Origin of the sequence: Sulfurisoma sediminicola (assembly GCF_003865015.1) — a bacterium.
GTDB lineage: Bacteria > Pseudomonadota > Gammaproteobacteria > Burkholderiales > Rhodocyclaceae > Sulfurisoma > Sulfurisoma sediminicola.
Genome location: NZ_BHVV01000001.1, coordinates 837,823 through 858,992, shown reverse-complemented (window position 1 = coordinate 858,992; position 21,170 = coordinate 837,823). Strand labels below are relative to the sequence as shown.

The 21,170-nt window shown below is 66.0% G+C and carries 17 protein-coding genes and 1 tRNA gene; 7 read left to right on the top strand and 11 right to left on the bottom strand.

What is annotated here, in order from left to right:
• From EJE94_RS04045 to EJE94_RS04025, 5 genes are all read right to left on the bottom strand, one after another.
• Positions 1 to 667, bottom strand: a 667-nt coding sequence (locus EJE94_RS04045) for a retention module-containing protein (protein ID WP_124962390.1), incomplete at its 3' end; no start/stop codon positions are given.
• A gap of 123 nt (positions 668 to 790) precedes the next feature.
• Complete coding sequence (locus EJE94_RS04040; protein WP_121240183.1) at positions 791 to 1,420, bottom strand: response regulator transcription factor; 630 nt, start codon at positions 1,418 to 1,420, stop codon at positions 791 to 793.
• 7 nt (positions 1,421 to 1,427) lie between these two features.
• On the bottom strand, positions 1,428 to 2,855 hold the full coding sequence (locus EJE94_RS04035; protein ID WP_207855682.1) for an HlyD family type I secretion periplasmic adaptor subunit: 1,428 nt from the start codon (positions 2,853 to 2,855) through the stop codon (positions 1,428 to 1,430).
• Positions 2,852 to 5,044, bottom strand: a complete 2,193-nt coding sequence (locus EJE94_RS04030; RefSeq protein WP_121240182.1) for a type I secretion system permease/ATPase — start codon at positions 5,042 to 5,044, stop codon at positions 2,852 to 2,854. Before EJE94_RS04030 ends, EJE94_RS04035 begins: the two co-directional genes overlap by 4 nt.
• A 240-nt stretch (positions 5,045 to 5,284) precedes the next feature.
• Positions 5,285 to 5,713, bottom strand: coding sequence for a c-type cytochrome (locus EJE94_RS04025; protein ID WP_121240181.1), 429 nt, complete (start codon positions 5,711 to 5,713; stop codon positions 5,285 to 5,287).
• A gap of 106 nt (positions 5,714 to 5,819) precedes the next feature.
• On the opposite strand from EJE94_RS04025, the gene EJE94_RS04020 reads away from it, so the two are divergent.
• Positions 5,820 to 5,896: transfer RNA gene (locus EJE94_RS04020), tRNA-Arg, on the top strand.
• Positions 5,897 to 6,040: 144 nt separating this feature from the next.
• Here EJE94_RS04020 and EJE94_RS04015 read toward each other — a convergent pair.
• On the bottom strand, positions 6,041 to 6,649 hold the full coding sequence (locus EJE94_RS04015) for a hypothetical protein (protein WP_124962389.1): 609 nt from the start codon (positions 6,647 to 6,649) through the stop codon (positions 6,041 to 6,043).
• 174 nt (positions 6,650 to 6,823) lie between these two features.
• Between EJE94_RS04015 and EJE94_RS04010 the strand changes: the two genes are divergently transcribed.
• From EJE94_RS04010 to EJE94_RS03995, 4 genes are all read left to right on the top strand, one after another.
• Positions 6,824 to 7,567 carry a DUF3047 domain-containing protein gene (locus EJE94_RS04010; protein WP_121240179.1) on the top strand — a complete coding sequence of 248 codons (744 nt, stop codon included), beginning with the start codon at positions 6,824 to 6,826 and terminating at the stop codon, positions 7,565 to 7,567.
• 13 nt (positions 7,568 to 7,580) lie between these two features.
• Positions 7,581 to 8,615, top strand: coding sequence for an Lnb N-terminal periplasmic domain-containing protein (locus tag EJE94_RS04005; protein WP_121240178.1), 1,035 nt, complete (start codon positions 7,581 to 7,583; stop codon positions 8,613 to 8,615).
• A 46-nt stretch (positions 8,616 to 8,661) separates the two neighbouring features.
• Complete coding sequence (locus EJE94_RS04000; RefSeq protein ID WP_207855681.1) at positions 8,662 to 10,854, top strand: patatin-like phospholipase family protein; 2,193 nt, start codon at positions 8,662 to 8,664, stop codon at positions 10,852 to 10,854.
• Between the two features lie 73 nt (positions 10,855 to 10,927).
• Positions 10,928 to 14,380, top strand: a complete 3,453-nt coding sequence (locus tag EJE94_RS03995; protein ID WP_121240176.1) for a pyruvate carboxylase — start codon at positions 10,928 to 10,930, stop codon at positions 14,378 to 14,380.
• A gap of 72 nt (positions 14,381 to 14,452) precedes the next feature.
• On the opposite strand, the gene EJE94_RS03990 is transcribed toward EJE94_RS03995, so the two are convergent.
• The 4 genes from EJE94_RS03990 to EJE94_RS03975 are packed head-to-tail and all read right to left on the bottom strand — an operon-like array spanning position 14,453 to position 17,384.
• Positions 14,453 to 15,292, bottom strand: coding sequence for a hypothetical protein (locus EJE94_RS03990; protein ID WP_121240175.1), 840 nt, complete (start codon positions 15,290 to 15,292; stop codon positions 14,453 to 14,455).
• 24 nt (positions 15,293 to 15,316) lie between these two features.
• A complete protein-coding gene (locus tag EJE94_RS03985) occupies positions 15,317 to 16,252 on the bottom strand; it encodes a phosphate acetyltransferase (protein WP_121240174.1) in 936 nt (311 codons plus the stop codon).
• Between the two features lie 14 nt (positions 16,253 to 16,266).
• A complete protein-coding gene (locus tag EJE94_RS03980; protein WP_165904752.1) occupies positions 16,267 to 16,794 on the bottom strand; it encodes a GNAT family N-acetyltransferase in 528 nt (175 codons plus the stop codon).
• A gap of 26 nt (positions 16,795 to 16,820) precedes the next feature.
• Positions 16,821 to 17,384: a histidine phosphatase family protein gene (locus EJE94_RS03975; RefSeq protein ID WP_165904751.1), complete on the bottom strand. Its 564-nt coding sequence runs from the start codon at positions 17,382 to 17,384 to the stop codon at positions 16,821 to 16,823.
• Between the two features lie 82 nt (positions 17,385 to 17,466).
• Between EJE94_RS03975 and EJE94_RS03970 the strand changes: the two genes are divergently transcribed.
• Positions 17,467 to 18,108, top strand: a complete 642-nt coding sequence (locus EJE94_RS03970) for an MBL fold metallo-hydrolase (protein ID WP_121240171.1) — start codon at positions 17,467 to 17,469, stop codon at positions 18,106 to 18,108.
• Positions 18,109 to 18,110: 2 nt separating this feature from the next.
• Positions 18,111 to 19,958: a hypothetical protein gene (locus EJE94_RS03965; RefSeq protein WP_121240170.1), complete on the top strand. Its 1,848-nt coding sequence runs from the start codon at positions 18,111 to 18,113 to the stop codon at positions 19,956 to 19,958.
• On the opposite strand, the gene EJE94_RS03960 is transcribed toward EJE94_RS03965, so the two are convergent.
• Entirely contained in the window at positions 19,955 to 21,163 is a 1,209-nt protein-coding gene (locus EJE94_RS03960; RefSeq protein ID WP_121240614.1) for a hypothetical protein, read from the bottom strand. The two genes, EJE94_RS03965 and EJE94_RS03960, sit on opposite strands and share 4 nt — an antisense overlap.
• Between the last annotated feature and the right edge of the window lie 7 nt (positions 21,164 to 21,170).

Genomic DNA, 21,170 nt, shown 5'->3' with positions numbered 1-21,170 from the left:
ACGTCACGGTGTCGCCGACCTGGGCGTCGCCGCCCACCGTGCCGGTGATGGTGACGAGGCCGCCGGCTTCGGCGGCATTGACGACGTCGTCGGCCGTGACGTTGGCCGCCAGGGTGATGGTCGGTACCGGCGCCTGGGTGTCGATGGCGACACCTGGAAGCCCCGACCGTCCCATGTCCTCATTGCTCGCCCGCACCCGCCCCAGATCAGCCCCGTCGCCAAAGCCATACTCAAAATGGGGCGGCGCAAGACTCTCGCCGACGCGCATCAATTGAATGAAGCCGTGCCCGACGTCTCCACCACCACCCTCACTCAGGACCGTGGACGTTTCCTCGAGCAACTGATCGAGGCTGCTGCCTTCGGCGATGGCACGGGTGATGTCGACGGTTTCCGATACCTTGTCGAGGAGAGCCGCGTCCTTGGCATCGGGCAACTCGCTGCCGATCACGGCAGTGTCCAGCGTGACGGTTTCCTTGTCCCGCATAAGGAACTTGTGGCCGTTGTCGAAGGACAGTTCGACGCGGCTGTTTTCGCCGGTGACGATCACCTCGCCTTCGAGGATCTGATCGCCGACCTTCAGAGCCCGCAGCTTCCCATCCGCGCCGTGTGCGAATGCCTGACCTTCGATCAAGGAAACGGTGCCGATGACGCTGCCTGTATTGGCCATGGTGGTACTCCGGGTGGAATGCGGGGACCGTGGCACTATAGGCCGGTCGCGGACAGCGGAGAACTGTACCGAAGTACAAGGCGGCACCTGCCGGCACCGCGCCTATGTGAGGCGAACGCGGACTCAGCGCGAGCGCTGGCCGTTGACGACGAGAGCCAGCTGCAACCGGTCGCGTACCCCGAGTTTCCCCAGCAGGGCGCTGACGTGTGCCTTGACGGTGCGCTCGGTGATATCGAACTGACGGGCGATTTCCTTGTTGGCCGCTCCTGCGGCCACGGCCAGGGCAACCTGGCGTTCCCTCGCCGTGAGTCCGCTTTCCCACGGCGGATTCGCCGGCGAAAGGGGCGGCGACGGCAGGTGCGATGTGGCGCGAAGCAGCCGCTGCATCAGCGATTCGCCGATCCACAGCCCGCCCTGGGCGACGACGTCGGCGATGCGGGAAAGCAGCTCGGGGGCGGCGTGGGTATTGCAATAGCCGCGAGCAGCAGCGGCAAATGCCACGAGCGCTTCTTCGTCGTTGGGGTGGTCGGCCAGAACGATGCACGGAACCGCGGCGCCGACCTGTCGGCGAGCCTTTTCCAGGGTGGCTGCCACCGGTTCGTCGGCAAGGCGCACCCAAGCGGCGCTTGGCACCACGTCCGCTTCCACCCTGTCACCGATTCGCGCTCCGATGGCTGCCGGGAAGGCTTCGAGCCAGCGCGGCAGGAGATCGCCCCGGGCTGACAGGAAGACGTGCGGCCGGCCCTTAGCCATCTCGTCGCTAACGTTCGGTGAATGCCAGCAACTTGGCGCGCAAGACCGGCTTCAGCAGGTAGGAGAGAATGCTCTTCTGTCCGGTGATGATATCCACCTCGGCCACCATGCCGGGAATGATCGGCAGGTTGTCCGCGAAGCTGGCCTTCGTGGTCCGAACACGCACGATGTAGTAGGTATTGCCTTTGTCGTCGGTAACCGTGTCGGCGCCGATATGTTCCAGCACGGCATCCATGCCACCGTAGATCGCGAAGTCGTAGGCGGTGAAACGAACGATGGCCTTTTGTCCAGGATGCAGGAAGGCGATGTCCTTGGGGTGCACCTTGGCTTCCAGCAGCAGCGCGTCCTCCAAGGGCACGACTTCCACGATATCCTTGCCGGGCTGGACGACGCCGCCAACCGTATTCACCAGAAGCCGCTTGACGGTGCCCCTGACCGGCGATCGAATCGCGGCGTGCTTGACCTTGTCGGCGAGGCCCACGCCACTCTGGCCCATCGCGTTGAGCTTGGCGATGGTCTCGGCCAGTTCCTTGCCGGACTCGTTGCGGAAGGCCAGTTCCACTTCCTCGATCTTGCGGCTGGCTTCGCTGATCGCCGCCTGGGAGCGCTGGATCTGCGCGGCTGCCATGTCGCGTTCGCCACGGAAGCGGCCGACGTCGCGCTCGAGGCGCAACAGTTCCACTTCCGAAACGGCGCCCGCTGAAATGAGCGGCTTGGTGACCACCAGTTCGCGCGAGGACAATTCATAGGCCTGCGATGCCTGATCCCGTTTCGCGCGCATTTCGACCAGTTCCTGCTGGCGCTGCGAAAGCTGCTGGCGCGCGATGGAAAGCTGGGCGTTCAGCTCCGAGACGCGGCTCTCGAAGAGGCGCCGTTCCTCGGCCACGGTTTTCGGATCGTTCTTTTCGGCCTCGGGCGGAGGCTCGAACGGCTTGCCTTCGGTCAGCGCGCGCAGGCGGGCCGCCTTGGCCTGCAGCGAAAATATCTGGGAATTGCTCTCGTTGACGGACGACTCAAAGCGCGTCGGGTCCACCCGGACCAGCATCTGTCCCGCGTCCACGATCTGGCCTTCGCGCACCAGAATTTCCGACACGATGCCGCCATCGACGCTCTGCAGCACCTGCAGCTGGCGCGACGGGATCACCTTGCCTTCGCCCTTGGTGATCTCATCGACATGCGCGACCGCCGCATACATGATCGACAGGGCAAGGACGACGGAGATGGTCTTGACCAGAATCCGCGCACGCAGCGGCTCCTGCTGGATCATGAAATAGTCGGCATCGGCAACGAAGTCCTTCTCGGGCGGCGTCGGGTCCGTCTGCAGTTTCCCCAGCCAGAGCTCCATGTGGGGCTGGATACGCTTGCGTATGCTCTCCAGTCTGGCATGCAGGCGCTGGAGGACATTCTGAATGCGCGCGATGTCGATCTTCATCATTCCGCCCGTCCCACCTTGCCCGACTGCAGCGCTTCAATGATCTTTTCCTTGGGACCGTCGGCGACGATCTGGCCATCGTCGACCACGATGATCCGGTGCGCCACATCGAGCAGACTCATGCGGTGGGTGACGATCACCATCGTCTTGAGTTCGGCGAAGGTGCGCAAGCGGTCCTTGAACTGTGCCTCGGACGTGAAGTCCATGGAACTGGTCGGCTCGTCGAGGAGCAGTATCGGCGGGTCGAGCAGCACCGCGCGGGCGATCGCCACGCCCTGGCGCTGCCCGCCCGACAAAGATTCCCCCCGTTCGCCGATCAGCATGTCGAAGCCCTGGGGGTGTCGATTGACGAAATCCGTCAGGCCGGCCACCTCGGCCGCGGCGACGACCGCGCTGTCGTCCGCATAGGGCGCCGCGATCGAGATGTTGTCGCGCAACGAACCGTAGAACAGCAGTGCGTCCTGCGCCACATAGCCGATGCTGCGGCGCAACTCGGCCGGGTCGAGCTGGCGCACGTCGACGCCGTCGATGCTGACGGCGCCCTCGCTCGGGACGTACAGACCGAGAACGAGCTTCTGCAGGGTGGTCTTGCCCGAGCCGACGCGCCCGAGCACCACGACATGCTCGCCGGGGCTCAGCCGGAACGACAGTCCCTTCAGCGCCTCCTGCGATGCGTTGGGATAGCTGAAGCGTACGTCCTTGAATTCGATTTCGCCGCGAATCTCCGACCGATGCACGAAGGAGGCCTCATTGCTGCGCTCAGTCGGCTTCTTCATGATGCCCTCGAGCGATTCGAGCGCCATGCGCGCGTTCTGGTACTGCATCAGCAGGCCGGCGATCTGGCCCAGCGGCCCGAGCGCGCGTCCCGCCAACATGGTGGAGGCGATAAGACCGCCCATGGTCAGCATGTGCTCGTGAATCAGGTAGACGCCGGCGACGACCATCACCAGATTGACGGATTGCTGGATCGTCGCGACACCATTGATGGCCGACGAGGACAGCAGCCGCAGCTGCGCATTGACGCGGGCGAGGAATGCGGCAGTCTTTTCCCATTTTTCCTGCATCAGGCTTTCGGCGCCGTGGGCCTTGATGGTTTCCAGCGCGGTCAGGCTCTCGATCAGCGTGGCATTGCGCAGCGCGGTGGCACGATAGGTCGTCTCGGACAGTTCGTGCATCTTGTGCTGGATGACGTAGCTGTAGATGACGACGGCGACGACCCCGAGCAGCGGCAGGAACACCAGCGGCCAGGAGATCCAGAAGATCAGGAGGAAGAACAGCACCGCAAATGGCAGATCAATCAGCGCCGTGACGGTGGCCGATGCGATGAAATCCCTGACCGATTCGAAGGAACGCAGCGTGGATGCGAACGACCCGACCGAGGCCGGCCGGTCCGACAGTCGCATGCCCAGCACCCGCTCCAGGATCAGCGCGGAAAGCTTGACGTCGATGCGGGCACTCGCCAGATCGATGAAGTGCCCCCGCAATAGGCGCAACACGTAATCGATACCCAGGACCAGCAGCAGACCGCCTGCCAGCATCCAGAGCGTTTCCTGGGCGAAATTCGGCACGACGCGGTCGTACACGTTCATGGTAAACAGCGGCACGGCCAGCGCGAACAGATTGATCAGCAGCGCCGCCGCCAGGATGTCGCGATAAACCAGGAACTGCTCAAGAAAAACCCCCCAGAACCAGTGGCGCTGCTTCACATTGCCAAGCTGGGGCGTGCGTTGGTCGAAGCGGAAGTGAGGCCGGGCGAATATCGCCACTCCGGTATACCGTGCCTTCAGTTCCTCGCGGCTCAGCGTGACCGTTCCCTGTCCGGTTTCCGGGAACAGCACGCGAGCGACCCCGCTCTCGCTATCCCACCCCATCAGGACGCAGGCGGCATCGCCGCGCAACAGCAGAACCACCGGCAGCAGCGCCGTATCGATCTCTTCGAGCGCACGCCGCTGGATCTTGCTGTACAGACCGGCGCGAGCCGCGGCGCGGCGAAAGAGCGAAGGCGACAGCGGACCCTTTGAGAGCGGCAGCCCGGCCGATAGCGCAGCGCGGGAGCTTGGCCGGCCATGGATGCGCGTCAGCTCGACCAGACAATCGAGCAGCGGATCGTGATGGGCCTCGTACTCATGCACATGCAGCACGGATTCGGCGGCATCCGGTGTCGATGGGGGAGCAGTGCCTGAAGAACTCATTGGCTTCCCTTGGTTCGTTGTCGTTTGATCTTAGGGAATTCTATAGGGTTGATTGGGCAAAGGCCGATCCGCACAAGGGACAATTGACCCACCCTGGTCGATTGCCCTCGACGCCATTCCGGGCGGCGCCCCCATCACCGAATCATTCCGGATTCCGCCCGGTTCAATTATGCATGACCAAAACAAAAAGGGCAGGCCGCAGCCTGCCCTCCGTGCCCATGGTCCTGCGGGCAGTGTCGCCTATTTCGCGCTGAAGTTCGCACCCGACTTGTTGGCCATGAAGGCGATCGCGCGCGCGAGCTCCTCGTCGGTCGCATCGGAGCCTCCCTTGGGCGGCATCGCGTTCTTGCCCTTGATCGCGGACTTGGTCAGGCCGTCGAGGCCGAGACCGATGCGCGGCGCCCAGGCGGCCTTGTCACCCGCCTTCGGCGCACCGGCGGCACCGGTCTCATGGCAGGCACCGCAGACACCCTTGTAGAGTTCCTCGCCGGTGCGGCTGCCGGCGGCGGCCTTGGGCGCGGCGGCGGCGAGTTCGACCTTGGCAACCGGCTGGATGCGGCTGTTGGCGGCCTCTTCGTCGACCTTGGGGCGGCTGCCCATCGCCAGTGCGATCGGGGCAGCGAGGATGAGAGCGCTCGCCAGGACGAGCGTATGGGAATTCTTCGACATGCGGGCACCTCAAACGGAAGGCATTGAATTGAAACGGTGAATTATAGCCGATCTCCCGGGCCGGACGGCAGGCCTGTACAATTGCGGCCGTTGCACCCCCAGCAGCGCGCCTGTAGCTCAGTTGGATAGAGTACTGCCCTCCGAAGGCAGGGGTCGCACGTTCGAATCGTGTCAGGCGCGCCACTTCTCAGCTCGTTCGAGAAGCTTCAGCATGTGCTGCTGAGCCGCTCGCGCAACGCGACGTCATCGCTCCTCCAAAGGAAAACGCCTGCCACAAGGGCAGGCGTTCGGCGATGTTGCCCGGGGCCGAAGGTCCCCTTCGCGATGTTACTTCTTGGCGTCCTTCTTCGGCGCCGGCTGCACGGAGATGGCCAATGCCTCGACGTATTCGAATTCGACCTGGTCACCCTTCTTCACCACCTTGAAGTGATCAGGGTTCTTGACGGCGAGTTCGACGACGTTGCCCTTCGCTCCCTTCAAGGTGATGGTCTTCTTCGCCTCGTTGACGTCGATGACATTGGCAACGCCCGTCACGCTGCGGCCGACGGCGGCAGCGGGCTTCTCGCCCGGCTTGGCCGCCACGGCACCAGTACTGTCACGACGTTCGCGGACGGTGCCACCGCCCTTCTTGAGTTCCAGGCTGAGCGCCTGGACGTACTCGACGACCACCTCGTCTCCAACCTTGATCTGGGCGAAGTTCTTGACCTCCTCGCCGGCGGTCAGATCGAACACCTTCCCGCTGGCCTCCTTGAGCGTCAACTTGCGTGCGGCCTTGTCGATCGCGGTAACCAAGGCGGAAGCCTTGACCGTCTCGGCCGCCATGACCTTGCCGGGTTGGCTGGCCATTGCACCGGTTGCAACAGGAGCCTGCTGGGCGAACGCCGGCATGGCGGCACAGGACAGCACGAAGAGGCCGGTCATCATCGAATTACGCATGGGGGTCTTTCTCCTTAATATCGAGGGAATCGTTGGCTGCGAAAGAAGCGCTGGCTAGTATAGTCGCAAGCGTGGCGCGTCCAGTGATTGCCGAAGGGCAGGCACTTGGCACTTCGCGCCATGCAGGGCCGACGTGTTTGACAACCTTTCATCCCCCAGTTTTCAGGAATACACATGACCGTTCCGTACAGGGTATTGCTCGTGGTCGCCGCACTGGCCGCCGGCCCGGCATTGGCGCAAGGCAATGCCCCCGCTCCCGCGAAGGCTTGCGAGCCGCGCGCTCTGCACTTCGAAAAGGAAGCGGGCCTGTGGAAGCACGCGCCGTTCTCGGCGCTCAAGCGCGACACCGTCTATACGCTGCTGCAGGATGACGGCCGCACGGTGCTGCGGGGCACCGCAGAGGGTGCAGCTTCGCTCTACACCGCCAATCTCGCGCCGCCGGTCACCTCACCCGCCGGCCTCAGCTGGCGCTGGAAGACCGATGCGCTGGTGCCCGGCGCCGACAACCGCGACAAGGGGCGCGAGGACGCACCACTGCGCGTTATCGTCGGCTTCGACGGCGACCGCGCCAACCTGCCCGCGGCGGAGCAGAAGCGCTTCAAGCGGGCAGAGCGACTGTCGGGCAAGGCGCCGCCCTACGCCGTGCTGATGTACATCTGGAGCGACCATGTCCCCGTCGGCACCGTCATCCCCTCGGCCCACACCAGCCAGATCAAGATGCTGGTGGTGACATCGGGAAAAAGCGACCTCGGCCAGTGGCAGGCGGTGCGTCGCAACCTCGCCGACGATTACCGCCGCGCCTATGGCGGCGAACCCGGGCCGCTGCTCGGTGTCGCCGTCATGACGGACACCGACAACACGGGTGCCAAGGCGGTCGGTTACTACGCCGACATCAAGCTGGAATGCGCGGCCAACTGAAGCAGGCAGGGGCATGAAGCGGCTGGCCATATTCGGCACGACCGTGCTGCTCGGTCTATGGGTGGTGGCGTCCGGGCTCTGGGGCACATTGGCCCTTTTCTTCACGGGCCCCCAGAACCCCCTGTTGCGGCAAGGGCTGGCGGGAGCGTTCGCCATCGCCTCGCTGGTGACGCTGATCGCGCTGCTCATGCGGCGCTGGCGCCGCAATGCCCTGCTGGCGCATCTCGCGCTGTTCGCAGCCCTGCTCGCCTGGTGGCAGACCATCAAGCCCTCCAACACCCGCGACTGGCAGACCAATGTCGCCGTGTTGCCCTACGCCACGATCGAGGGCGAACAGGTCACGGTGCACAACATCCGCAACTTCGACTACCGCAGCGAGACCGACTACACCCCGGCCTACTACGACAAGCGCTTCGACCTGCGCAAGCTGGAAGGCGTGGACATCGTCGCCGTCTACTGGATGGGGCCGGCGATCGCGCACGTCTTCGTCAGTTTCGCCTTCGCCGGTGGCGAGCATCTCGCCGCCTCCATCGAGACCCGCACGGAGAAGGGCGAAGGCTATTCGACCCTCAAGGGCTTCTTCCGCCAGTACGAGCTTTATTACGTCGTGGCGGACGAGCGCGACGTCATCCGCCTGCGCACCAACTACCGCCACGATCCTCCCGAGGATGTCTATGTCTTTCGGATGCAGGGCCCGCTCGAAAACGGCCGCCGCCTGTTCCTGTCCTATATGGAGAAGCTCAACAAGCTGCGCGCAGAGCCCGAGTTCTACAACACCCTGACCACCAACTGCACGACCAACATCTGGTTCCATAGCCTGGTCAATCCGCTCCACCTCGCGTTCAGCTGGAAGATTCTCGCCAGCGGCTATGTGCCCGAATATCTTTATGATACGGGTCGTCTCGACAGGAACGTGCCGTTCGAGGAGTTGCAGCGGCGCGCCTACGTAAACCCGCGCGCCCACGCCGCGGACAAGGCAGCGGACTTTTCGCGACGCATCCGGGCCGAAGGCGCCGACGACATGAACAAGACACGAACCGGGAGTTAAGGTGCGCATCGCACTTCGTTTTGGACAAGGCCTGCTCGGCGCAGCGTTGACACTTTCCGTCCTGATTCCGGCCGCCGCTGCGGCGGAGCCGGCCGCGACCGCCGCGGCTGGCAAGCGCCCGAAGATCTGCCTGGTACTTTCCGGCGGCGGTGCGCGCGGCGCGGCCCACGTCGGCGTGCTCAAGGTGCTGGAGGAGTACCGCGTGCCAGTCCATTGCATCGCCGGCACCAGCATGGGCGCGCTGATCGGCGCCGGCTACGCCACGGGGTCGAGCGTGGCCGAACTCGAAGAAATCTCGCGGCAGATCACCACGGAACTCCTGTTCAAGGAGAAGCCGCCGCGCGACGAGATCGACATGCGGCGCAAGGTGGACGACTACAAGCCCTACTTCGGCCCGGAAATCGGCGTCGGCGGCTCCTTCAAGCTGCCCAAGGGCGTGGTCAGCGGCGTGCAGCTCGAGACCGTGCTGCGCCGGCTCAGCAAGGCCAAGGGCTACCACCGCTTCGACGAACTGCCGATCCCCTTCCGCGCCATCGCGACCGACCTCGTCACCGGCAAGGCCGTGGTCTTCGACGACGGCGAGATCGCCAACGTGATGCGCGCCAGCATGTCGGTGCCCGGCGCGGTGGCGCCGGCCGAGTTCGGCGGCATGATGCTGGTCGACGGCATGCTCACCAGCAACCTGCCGGTCGAGACGGCGCGCACCATGGGCGCCGACGTCATCATCGCCGTCAATGTCGGCACGCCGCTGCTGACGCGCGAGCAGCTCGGTTCGATTCTCGGCGTCACCGGGCAGATGCTCAGCATCCTCACCGAGCAGAACGTCCAGGCCTCGCTCGCCCTGCTCAAGCCCATCGACATCCTGATCACGCCGGAACTGGGCGAATATTCCACCGGCGATTTCGACCACCTGCCCGCCATCGTGCCGCGCGGCGAAGCCGCGGCGCGCAAGGTGGCCGAGCGCCTGGCGCAGCTTTCCATTCCGGCCGATGAATACGCCGCGCTGCGCCAGAAGCAGCTCGTCACCGTCGCTCCCGACCTGCGTCCGGTCGACGCGATCCGCTTCGAAAAGCTGGCACGCGTCAATCCCAAGAACGCGCAGGCCGTGATGGAGACCAAGCCCGGCCAGCCGATCGACCAGGCGGTGCTCGACGCCGACATGCGCCGCATCTACGGTACCGGCGACTTCGAGCACGTGAACTACAGCTACATCGAGGAGCAGGGCAGGCGCATCATGGCCGTCGACGCCGTCGAAAAGACCTGGGGGCCGGACTACCTGCGCTTCGGCCTCGGCCTGTCGAGCGACTTCGGCAACGACGCCTACTACAACATCCTCGCCAGCTATCGCAAGACCTGGATCAACACCCTCGGCGCCGAGTGGCGTACCGATTTCCAGCTCGGCCGCAGCAGCAGCCTCTTCAGCGAGTTCTATCAGCCGCTCAACGTCGGCCGCTTCGCCTTCTTCGTCGCGCCGCGGATCGGCCTCGAACGCCGTGCCTTCGACCTCTACCAGGGCAACACGCGCGTCGCTACCTTCGACACCGCCAACGCATGGGGTGGCGCCGACGTCGGCGTCAATTTCCGCCAGTACGGCACGCTGCGCCTCGGCATCACCAGTGGCAAAGCAGAAGCGAACCTCGACACCGGCCCTGCGTGGCTGGCCACCGGCAAGACCAAGCGGGACCGGGGCGCCTACACCGGCCTGCTGCTGCTCGACCGCATGGACAACATCAACTTCCCGCGCGAGGGCTGGCGCGGCCGGGTCACAGCCTATGCCTCCGACAAGCAGCTCGGCGCCGACGACGAATACAACAAGTGGGACGTCGACGCCATCAGCGCCCATTCCTTCGGCGAGCACACCTTCAACCTCGGCCTCAAGGCCGGGGGCAAGTACGGCTCCAAGCCGCTGCCGGTCTACGACCAGTACCAGTGGGGCGGCTTCATGCAGAACTCAGGCTACGCCACCGGCCAGCTCTACGGCGAGAGCATCCGCTACGGCCGCGCCATCTACTACCACCGGATAATGCGCGGCACGCTGCTCGACGGCGCCTATGCCGGCCTCTCCTACGAGGTCGGCAAGGTCCCGCGGCCCCTGGTGCCCGGCAACCCGGACGGGGTGTTGCGCTCGGCGAGCGCCTTCATCGCCGCCGATACGCCTCTCGGCCCGGTCTACCTCGGCTACGGCCACGCCGCCGACGGCAACAGCAGCTGGTATTTCTACCTCGGCCGACCGTTCTGACGCGGATAGCCCTGCATGGTGCAGGGATTAAAATCGCGGATTCCTTCCATTCGTCCTTTCCCGGGTTTCCGTCATGAAAGCCATCCGCAGCATCCTCGTCGCCAACCGCAGCGAAATCGCCATCCGCGTCCTGCGCGCGGCCAGCGAAATGGGCATCCGCACCGTCGCCATCTATTCCAGCGAGGACCGCTTCGCGCTGCACCGCTTCAAGGCCGACGAGTCCTACCTGGTCGGCGCCGGCAAGAAGCCGATCGCGGCCTATCTCGACATCGCCGACATCATCCGCATCGCCCGCGAGGCGCATGTCGATGCCATCCATCCCGGCTACGGCTTCCTCTCGGAGAACCCCGACTTCGCCGACGCCTGCGCCGCGGCCGGCATCACCTTCATCGGCCCCGGGGCCGACGTCATGCGCCTGCTCGGCAACAAGGTTTCGGCGCGCGAGCTGGCGGAGAAGGCCGGTGTTCCGGTGGTGCCCGCCACCGGCGCACTGCCGCATGACCTCGCGGCGGCGAAGAAGCTCGCCGCCACCGTCGGCTACCCGCTGATGCTCAAGGCCAGCTGGGGCGGCGGCGGCCGCGGCATGCGCGTGATCGAGACGGAGGCCGACCTCGGCCCGGCGATGGAGATCGCCCGCCGCGAAGCGGCGGCCGCCTTCGGCAACGACGAGCTCTACCTGGAAAAGCTGGTGCGCCGTGCCCGCCATGTCGAGGTGCAGGTGATGGGCGACACCCACGGCAACCGGGTGCATCTGTTCGAACGCGACTGCTCGGTGCAGCGGCGCAACCAGAAAGTGGTCGAACGTGCGCCTGCAGCCTATCTCACCGCCCAGCGCCGCAGCGAGCTGTGCGAGGCTGCGCTGCGCCTGGCCAAGGCCGCGCACTACACCCATGCCGGCACCGTCGAATTCCTCATGGACGCCGACACCGACCGGTTCTACTTCATCGAGGTCAATCCGCGCATCCAGGTCGAGCACACCGTCACCGAACTGGTCACCGGCGTCGACATCGTCAAGGCACAGATCCGCATCTCCGAGGGCGCGACGATCGGCGACGAGGATTCCTACGTGCCACGGCAGGAAGAGGTGCGCCTCAACGGTCATGCCCTGCAATGCCGCATCACCACCGAGGACCCGGAGAACGGCTTCACCCCCGACTACGGCCGCATCGGCGTCTATCGCAGCCCGGCCGGCTTCGGCATCCGCCTCGACGGCGGCACCGCCTATTCCGGCGCGGTGATCACGCCCTACTACGACTCGCTGCTGGTCAAGGTCACGTCCTGGGGCCACACGCCCGACGAGGCGGCGCGGCGCATGGACCGCGCGCTGCGCGAGTTCCGCGTGCGCGGCCTGGCGTCCAACCTGCTGTTCCTCGAGAACGTCATCGCCCATCCGCTGTTCCGCTCGGGCGAATGCACCACGCGCTTCATCGACGAGACGCCCGAGCTGTTCAAGTTCCAGCATCGCCGCGACCGCGCCACCCGCCTGCTCAAGTTCCTCGGCGAGGTCACGGTCAACGGCAACCCCGAAATGAAGGGCCGCGCCCTGCCTGCGCTGCCCCTGGCCAAGCCGATCAAGCCGGCCGCGTCCCTGTGCGATCTTTCGCTCGACCCGCCTGCCGGCACCCGCGACCGCCTGAAGCAACTCGGCGCGACGAAGTTCGCCGAGTGGATGCGCAAGGAGCAGCGCGTGCTGCTCACCGACACCACCATGCGCGACGCGCACCAGTCGCTGTTCGCCACGCGCATGCGCACCCACGACCTGACCGAGATCGCGCCGCACTACGCGCGCATGCTGCCCGAGCTGTTCTCGCTCGAATGCTGGGGCGGCGCCACTTTCGACGTGGCCATGCGCTTCCTCAAGGAAGACCCGTGGGAGCGCCTTGCGCGCCTGCGCGCCGCCGTGCCCAATGTGCTGTTCCAGATGCTGCTGCGCGCATCGAACGCGGTCGGCTACACCAACTATTCCGACAACGTCGTGCGCTACTTCGTGCAGCAGGCGGCATCGAACGGCATCGACGTTTTCCGCGTCTTCGACTCGCTCAACTGGGTGGACAACATGCGCGTGGCGATGGACGCCGTGGTGGAATCCGGCGCGCTGTGCGAGGCCGCGATCTGCTACACCGGCGACATCTTCGACACATCGCGGCCGAAGTACAACCTCAAGTACTACGTCGATCTCGCCAAGCAATTGGAGAAGGCCGGCGCCCACATCCTCGCCATCAAGGACATGGCCGGCGTGTGCAAGCCGCGCGCCGCGCGCGCGCTGGTGCACGCCCTCAAGCAGGAAGTCGGGCTGCCGCTGCACTTCCACACCCATGACACCAGCGGTATCGCCGCCGCCTCGGTGCTGGCTGCGATCGAGGCCGGTTGCGACGCCGTCGATGGCGCGCTCGACTCGATGAGCGGACTCACCTCGCAACCCAACCTCGGCTCGATCGCCGCCGCGCTGGCCGGCACTGACCGCGACCCCGGCCTCGACTTCGACGCCATGCAGAGCCTGTCGCACTACTGGGAAGGCGTGCGCCGCCAGTACGCGCCCTTCGAGGCCGACATCCGTTCCGGCACCGCCGACGTCTATCGCCACGAGATGCCCGGCGGCCAATACACCAACCTGCGCGAGCAGGCCCGCGCCATGGGCCTCGAGCACCGCTGGGGCGAGGTGTCGCAGACCTATGCCGACGTCAACCTGCTGTTCGGCGACATCGTCAAGGTCACGCCGACCTCGAAGGTGGTCGGCGACATGGCGCTGTTCATGGTCGCCAACGCGCTCAAGCCCGCCGACGTCAAAGACCCCGCCCGCGAAATCGACTTTCCCGATTCGGTGATCTCGCTGATGAAGGGCGAACTGGGCTTCCCGCCCGACGGCTTCCCCGCCGAGTTGCAGAAGAAGGTGTTGAAAGGCGAAAAGCCGCTATCGGGCCGCGCCGGCGATACGCTGCCGCCGGTCGATCTCGAAGCGAAGCGCGCCGAGGCCGAGACCGCCACCGGGCGCAGGATCAATGATGCCGACCTCGCCTCCTACCTCATGTATCCCAAAGTGTTCAAGGATTACGCCGCGCACCGCAGCCATTCCGGCGACGTCTCTCTGCTGCCGACCCCGGCCTTCTTCTACGGCCTGCAGACCGGCGAGGAAATCAGCGTCGAACTCGAGCGCGGCAAGAGCCTGATCGTCTCGCAGCAGGGCACTGCCGGGCCGGACGAGGAAGGCCAGGTCAAGGTCTTCCTCGAGCTCAACGGCCAGTCACGCGTGATCCGCGTCGCCAAGGCCGGGCTCGCCGGCGTCAAAACCAAGCCCAAGGCCGAGGAAGGCAATCCGAAACACCTCGGCGCGCCGATGCCCGGCACCATCGTCACCGTCGCCGCCCATGTCGGGCAGAAGGTGGCCAAGGGCGATGCACTGGTGTCGATCGAGGCGATGAAAATGGAGACCATGCTCACGGCCGAGCGCGACGGCACGGTCAAGGCCATTCACGCCCGCCACGGCGAGAACGTGAACGCCAAGGATCTGCTGCTCGAGTTCGAATAGCGGCGCCTCCCCGAAAAGCCGGCGCCGCGACAATGTCGGCGAACGGGGCCGCGTCAAGCGGCCCGCGCCGTCTCAGAAACGGAACGAGACGCCAACCAGCCCTCCGGACAAGCGCAGGTCGGTGACCATTTTGGAATCGGGCAGCTTGTACCCCAGTCCGCGGTAGGCCGCGGTGATGTCGCCCCAGCCGAAGGAATACCCCAGGCCGACCATCGCCTGCCAGGTGGAGTTCGATCCGCCGGCACCTACATCTCCGTAGTAGGGAAGGAACCAGCCTCCGTCGCCGAGCCTGGCCCTGCCGCGAATTCCGATGATGGCGTCGGTCACGCTGCCGTCGGACGACAGGACCCCCGAACGCAGGGGAACCTGGATAGCGCCGATGTTGCCCGAGAACGCCCAATTGAATTTCTGCTCCAGGGCGAGGTAGCGCAAGCCGGCGACGACATTCAGGTTGTGTGCCGGCTCGTCGATGGCCGCGTATTCGCCGGCCAGGGTCCAGACGGTTCCGCTCAGGTTGTAATCGGCGGAGAGGCTCGCATTCGCCGGGATGGCGACCGCGTTGCCGCCGACGGTGAAGCTCTTGGCACCGGTCTTGGTCTTGCCGAGGTCGATGGTGACGACGTCGGCGAACCCGCCCCAGCGCCCCTTGCGCGCCTCGAACGACCCCATGAACACGCTCTCGATGGCGTCCAGGATGTCACCGCCGTCGACCTGCGTGTTGCCTCCCCCCACCAGCCCGAGCGGCGGGGGAAAGTTGGAGGTGACTTTGAACGCGGGCAGCCAGCCGTAGATGGATGCCCGGAACTTCCATTCGTCGCTGCCCGACTGGGCCGACGCGGACAGCGGTGCCGCCAGCGCGGCGACCCCCAGGATGGCGCAGGTCGCGCGTCGGGTACTAAACAAGCTCTGCATGCTTCATCTCCACTAAGAAATTCACTAAGAAACAGCTTGCGCCCCGCGGCGCGCGGCGGCCACCGCCACCGCCACGGCACAGGACGCCAACCGCGTCATCACCGAGTCGGCGCGACTGGTCAGGATGATCGGCACCCGGGCGCCGAGCACGATGCCGGCCGCATCGGCACCGGCAAGGAAGGACAGGCTCTTGGCCAACATGTTGCCGGCTTCGAGATCGGGAACGACGAGGACATTGGCGCGGCCGGCGACCGGGGAGTCGATCTTCTTGATCGCCACCGACTCCAGGCTGATCGCGTTGTCGAGCGCCAGCGGTCCGTCGACGATGGCGCCGGTAATCTGGCCGCGATCGGCCATCTTGCACAGGGCGCCGGCCTCCACGGTCGACGGCACATCGGGATTGATGGTCTCCATCGCCGAGAGCAGGGCGACGCGAACCTCGGGAAACTTCAGGGCATGCGCGAGATCGATGGCGTTCTGGATGATGTCGACCTTGTCCTTGAGCGTCGGCGCGATATTGACGGCGGCGTCGGTGATGATCAGTGTCTCGGCGTAGCTCGGCACATCCATGACGAAGCAGTGGCTGACGCGACGCGCCGTGCGCAGGCCGGTGTCGCGACGAACGACGGCGCCCATGAGTTCGTCGGTATGCAGGCTGCCCTTCATCAGCGCCTCGGCCTTGCCTTCGCGCACCAAGGCGACCGCCCGTTCCGCCGCCGCCTGGCTGTAGGGGGCATCGACGATCCGGGTATCGCCGAGTTCGATTCCGAATTTTTTGGCCGTGGCCTCGATCTTCTCCCTGGGGCCGACCAGGATCGGAACGATCAATCCCAGTCTTGCGGCGTCCATGGCGCCGGACAGCGAGGACTCGTCGCAGGGATGCACCACGGCGACCGTCGTCGCGGGCAACGACTTGCAGTAGTCGATCAGGCGCTGGTACTTGACGTGCGGATTGTCCATTGTCGAATCTCCATTCAGCCATCGTTCAACGCCACGGTGACATGCACCGTACCGTCGGCCTTCTTCGCCGCCGTCGGCCAGCCACTCCGCTCGAATACCCCGAGCATGCCGCTATTGTGAGGCAGTACCTCGGCGACGAAGGTCCCGATGCCACCGGCCCTGGCGATCCGTCCCAAATGCCGCAGGAGCCTTCCGGCGATGCCCAGCCGGTGGTAATCCTCTTCGACGACGAAGGCCACTTCGGCGTCGGCCTCGCCGACGCGGACATAGGTCGCCGAGGCGATCACGATTTCGCGCCCGTCGCGCATGACGGTGCAGAGCAGGATCACGCGGTTCCTGAAGTCCGCTTCGCGAAAATTCTTGAGATCCGCTTCGCTCAGATCCTTTTTCGGCGCAAAGAAGCGCAGATAGACCGATTCCGGATCGAGCTCATTGAAGGCTTCGACCACGCGCTCCCAGTCGTCGGGGCGCGCCGCCCGGAAGCAGACTTCGAGTCCGTTCCTGAGGGTTTCCCTTTCGAGGTAGCGGCTGGCGTCGATCATCGTCGTTCCCTCCAGGTATGCGGGCACTAGCGCGGGAACTCGACGATGCGCCCGCCGCCGGCCCATTCGATCACGACGCAGCCGCAGTTGGGAATGCTCGCGCACGCCGCGTCCTCGGCCGGCATGCCGGCGAGCGCACAGGCGGCCAGTATCGGGTTCTCGTGCGATATCGCCAGCACCTCGGCGTCGCCATGCTGTGCCGCCATGTCGTCGAGGCAGGCGCGCAGGCGCTCCATCTGCTCGAGGAAGGATTCGCCGGCCGGCGGCTTGATGTTCACGGGGTCGGGACGCACCAGCGCATTGAAGTCTTCGACCGGCCGACCATCCATGCCGGACTTGCGCTCGTTGAGGCGGGGTTCGATCTCGAGGTAGAGGCAGCGGTCGCCGAGGATCATCACGGCGGTTTGGTGGGCGCGGGCGAACTGCGAGGCATAGGCCTGGACGAAGGGCGCGCCGCGCAGTTTGTCGCCGAGCGCCAGCGCCTGGCCGCGGCCGACGGCGGTGAGGGGGACGACACGCGCCGGATCGTCGTTGATGATGCCGGCGACGTTGGCTGCGGATTCTCCGTGGCGGACGAGGGTGATCTTCATGGGTGGAAAAAGTGCGTGGTGAGCGAATGGTAAGGCCTGAGCGGCTCGGTTAGACTTCCATTTTGCTAATCGCCCGCCCGCCATGGACTACCGCATCATCCCCGTCACCGCTTTCGCCCAGAACTGTACCCTGCTCTGGTGCGAGGAGACGAAGCAGGCCGCCGCGGTCGATCCCGGCGGCGACATCGACGACATCCTCGCCGTCGCGGCGCGCGCCGGCGTGAAGATAACGAAGATCCTGCTCACCCACGGCCACATCGACCATGCCGGCGGCACCGCCGAGCTGGCGCGGCGCCTCGGCGTACCCATCGAGGGCCCGCAGCGCGAGGACGATTTCTGGATCGCCCAGCTGCCGCAGCAGGCGCGCATGTTCGGCTTCCCCGGCGCCTGCGAGGTATTCACGCCCGACCGCTGGCTCGACGACGGCGACACGGTGACGGTCGGCAACCAGAAACTGGACGTGCTGTTCACGCCGGGCCACACGCCCGGACATATCTGCTTTTTCCACGGCCCCTCGAAGCTCGCCATCGTCGGCGACGTGCTTTTCGCCGGCTCCATCGGCCGCACCGATTTTCCGCGCGGCGACTATGACACGCTGATCCGCAGCATCCGCACCAAGTTGTGGCCGCTCGGCGACGATTTCGAATTCATCCCCGGCCACGGCCCGATGTCCACCTTCGGCGAGGAACGCCGCAGCAATCCCTTCGTTGCAGACGGAGTCTAGCTATGTCTCACACTTGGAAATTCTTCCGCGCCGGCGGCTTCGATCAGGTGCGCCTCGACAGTGCCGCCGAACTGCTGGCGATCGGCGAACTCGACCAGAAACTCTGGGTCGCCCTGTCCTGCCCGGTCAAGGGCATCGAGTTCGACGCCCGCACGCTGCAGTTGATCGACGGCGATGCCGACGGCCAGGTGCGCGCGCCCGAGCTGATCGCGGCGGTGAAGTGGGCCGGCGAGCGGCTCAAGGACGCCGCGGTGCTGGCGCAGAATCTGCCGGGCGTGCCGCTCGCCCTGATCCGCGACGACGACGAAGCGGGCGCCGCGATCGCTGCCGCCGCCAGGCAGCTCGCCGCCGATCTCGCCAAGGGTGAAGGCGGGCTGATCACCGTCGACGAAGCCAGCGCCGCACAGACGCGCTTCGCCGAGAAGGCGCTGGCGGCATGGGAGGCGGCCGGGGCCGAAGCCAGGCCACTGGGCGACGCGACCCAGGCCGCGCTCGATGCCATGAACGTCGTCGCCGCCAAGGTCGAGGATTATTTCGTGCGCTGCCGGCTGGCCGCCTTCGACGAGCGCGCAGGCCCCGCGCTGAATGCCGCCGACGAGGCCTTCACCTCGCTTTCCGGCGCCATGCTGACCGCCGATGCCGCAGGCGTGGCGGCGCTGCCGCTGGCGAAAGTCGGCCCTGGCGCCACGGTGCCGCTGGGGCAAGGTGTGAATCCGGCCTGGGCCGGCGCGATTGCCACGCTGCGCGACGCCGCCGTGACGCCGCTGCTCGGCGCCCGCGAAGCGCTGACCGAGGCCGACTGGCAGGCGCTCAAGGACAAGCTCGCTCCCTATGCCGCCTGGATCAAAGCCAAGCCCGACCCGGCCGCCGAGGGCGACGGCGTGCGCGAACTCGAGCGGCTGGCGCGCTACGTGCGCGACCTGCTGCAACTGGCCAACAACTTCGTCGCCTTCAAGGACTTCTACACCCGCCAGGGCAAGGCCACTTTCCAGATCGGCACCCTCTACCTCGATGGCCGCTCCTGCGAGCTGTGCGTCGCCGTCAATGACGCGGCCAAGCACGCCGCGCTGGCGACGCTGGCGCGCATCTGCCTGGTCTATTGCGACTGCCGGCGTGGCGACGAAAAGCTATCGATCGCCGCCGCCTTCACCGCCGGCGACGCCGACCAGCTGATGATCGGCAGGAACGGCGTGTTCTACGACCGCCAGGGCCGCGACTGGGACGCCACCATCACCAAGATCGTCGATCACCCGATCAGCCTGCGCCAGGCCTTCTGGTCGCCCTACAAAAAGCTCGCGCGCCTGGTGGCCGAGCAGCTGCAGAAGCTCGCCGCGGCCAAGGCCGGCGCGGTCGAGGGCAACATGGCGGCGGTGGCGGCCGACGTTGGCAAGAAGGCCGCGGCGCCACCGCCCAAGCCGCCCGTCGCGCCTTTCGACGTCGGCAAGTTCGCCGGCATCTTCGCCGCCATCGGTCTCGCGGTCGGTGCGCTGGGCACGGCGCTGGCCTCGATGGTCACCGGCATCGTCGCCCTCAAGTGGTGGCAGATGCCTCTGGCGCTGGTCGGGTTGATGCTGATCGTCTCGGGACCGGCGGTGATCATGGCCTGGTTCAAGCTGCGTGCGCGCAACCTCGGACCCATCCTCGACGCCAACGGCTGGGCCATCAACGCCCGTGCCCGCATCAACATTCCCTTCGGCACCTCGCTGACCCAGCTGGCGCAACTGCCCGAGGGCAGCGAGCGCGCGTTGTCCGATCCCTACGCGGAGAAGGAGACGCCCTGGGGGGGCTACATCGCGATCGCCGTCGTCGCGACGGCGGCCGCGTGGTGGTGGTTGCACCAAGGCACCTAGAACACCAGCGCCAGCGCCTTTTTCAGCAACTCTTCCAGCGGCATCATGGTGAGCAGCAGCGGCGCCACCGGCAGCAGCGTCGCGACGGCGAGCATGACGACGGAGTCGCGCGTCACCGGAATCACGCGCATGGTGCGAACCACCTCGTAGCTGTTGCCGAGGTCGGCCAGCGACTGGATGTCGCCGCTGCCCATCAGCGGCTCGTCGACCGGCGCCCCGCCGCGCAGCCATTTTTCGTCGAATTCGCGGACGTAGCGCTGCGCCAGCGTGCCATATTCGCGGCGCCCCTTCCGTTTCGCCTCGGCCAGCTGAGGTGAGAAGAGCAGCAGCGGGGCGATCAGCAGGCAGATCACGAAAACGACGGCAACGCCGATCTCGATCTTGAACTGCAGCAGCGTCGCGCCAAGGTGGAAAATGCGGTCGGCGATCAGGCCGGCGAGCAGCGCGCCTTGCGCGACAGCCAACGGCACGAAGCCTTCGAGCGTGCCGGTAAGGAAGGCGAGGCCGCCGAGCCGGTCCGGATGCGTGGGGACCAGGTTGAGCCGGATGCTCGACACCTGCCAGAGGAAGCGGATCCAGATGAACACGCGGAAGTACCAGCGCAACAGAAGAAACTGGAACACGGGCAGGCTGACGAAGACATACCAGAATCCGGCCGCGGTCAGCCCCTGGCCTGTCGACCGCCAGCCGGCTGCCGCCACCCCCATGGTACTGGAGATCATGTAGCCGACGACATAGACGATGACGATCAGCAGGACCTCGGCCGCCACCGAGTTGCGCAGCCGCAGGGCCGCATCGACCGCGGCCTCGAAGCGTTCGAGCGCATCGTCCGGAATCAGCTTGCGATCGAGGAACTGGGTGACGATCAGGCGCATGCGCCGATGCACCACGATCTCGGCAGCGATCAGCAGCGGCACCGCGACCAGGAACCGTACATGGATGGCCACTTCCTTGAGGAAGGGCACCTCGGCTTCCCCACCCCAGAGTTCGCCGCCCAGCGCCGCGAGCAGAAATAGCGGCAGCCAGGTCAGTGCGACCGCAGCGAGCATGCGCTTCGCCTGCAGATCGCGCGCCTCACCCCACATGTGGGCGCGGCTCAGCATCTGGAACAACGGCCCGCCGACGACGAGCGAGAACTCAGGCGGATTGCGCAGATACTCGGCCGTGTCGGGCGCCGCAGACGTGCCGGGGTTCGGGGTATTCATGGTCTGT

Coding starts and splice junctions, on each gene's coding strand:
- EJE94_RS03975 (WP_165904751.1), bottom strand. CDS start 17,384: ATGAAGATCACCCTCGTCCGCCACGGAGAATCCGCAGCCAACGTCGCC.
- EJE94_RS03960 (WP_121240614.1), bottom strand. CDS start 21,163: ATGAATACCCCGAACCCCGGCACGTCTGCGGCGCCCGACACGGCCGAG.
- EJE94_RS03985 (WP_121240174.1), bottom strand. CDS start 16,252: ATGGACAATCCGCACGTCAAGTACCAGCGCCTGATCGACTACTGCAAG.
- EJE94_RS04025 (WP_121240181.1), bottom strand. CDS start 5,713: ATGTCGAAGAATTCCCATACGCTCGTCCTGGCGAGCGCTCTCATCCTC.
- EJE94_RS04015 (WP_124962389.1), bottom strand. CDS start 6,649: ATGCGTAATTCGATGATGACCGGCCTCTTCGTGCTGTCCTGTGCCGCC.
- EJE94_RS04035 (WP_207855682.1), bottom strand. CDS start 2,855: ATGATGAAGATCGACATCGCGCGCATTCAGAATGTCCTCCAGCGCCTG.
- EJE94_RS04005 (WP_121240178.1), top strand. CDS start 7,581: ATGAAGCGGCTGGCCATATTCGGCACGACCGTGCTGCTCGGTCTATGG.
- EJE94_RS03970 (WP_121240171.1), top strand. CDS start 17,467: ATGGACTACCGCATCATCCCCGTCACCGCTTTCGCCCAGAACTGTACC.
- EJE94_RS04010 (WP_121240179.1), top strand. CDS start 6,824: ATGACCGTTCCGTACAGGGTATTGCTCGTGGTCGCCGCACTGGCCGCC.
- EJE94_RS03990 (WP_121240175.1), bottom strand. CDS start 15,292: ATGCAGAGCTTGTTTAGTACCCGACGCGCGACCTGCGCCATCCTGGGG.
- EJE94_RS03980 (WP_165904752.1), bottom strand. CDS start 16,794: ATGATCGACGCCAGCCGCTACCTCGAAAGGGAAACCCTCAGGAACGGA.
- EJE94_RS03965 (WP_121240170.1), top strand. CDS start 18,111: ATGTCTCACACTTGGAAATTCTTCCGCGCCGGCGGCTTCGATCAGGTG.
- EJE94_RS04030 (WP_121240182.1), bottom strand. CDS start 5,044: ATGAGTTCTTCAGGCACTGCTCCCCCATCGACACCGGATGCCGCCGAA.
- EJE94_RS04040 (WP_121240183.1), bottom strand. CDS start 1,420: ATGGCTAAGGGCCGGCCGCACGTCTTCCTGTCAGCCCGGGGCGATCTC.
- EJE94_RS03995 (WP_121240176.1), top strand. CDS start 10,928: ATGAAAGCCATCCGCAGCATCCTCGTCGCCAACCGCAGCGAAATCGCC.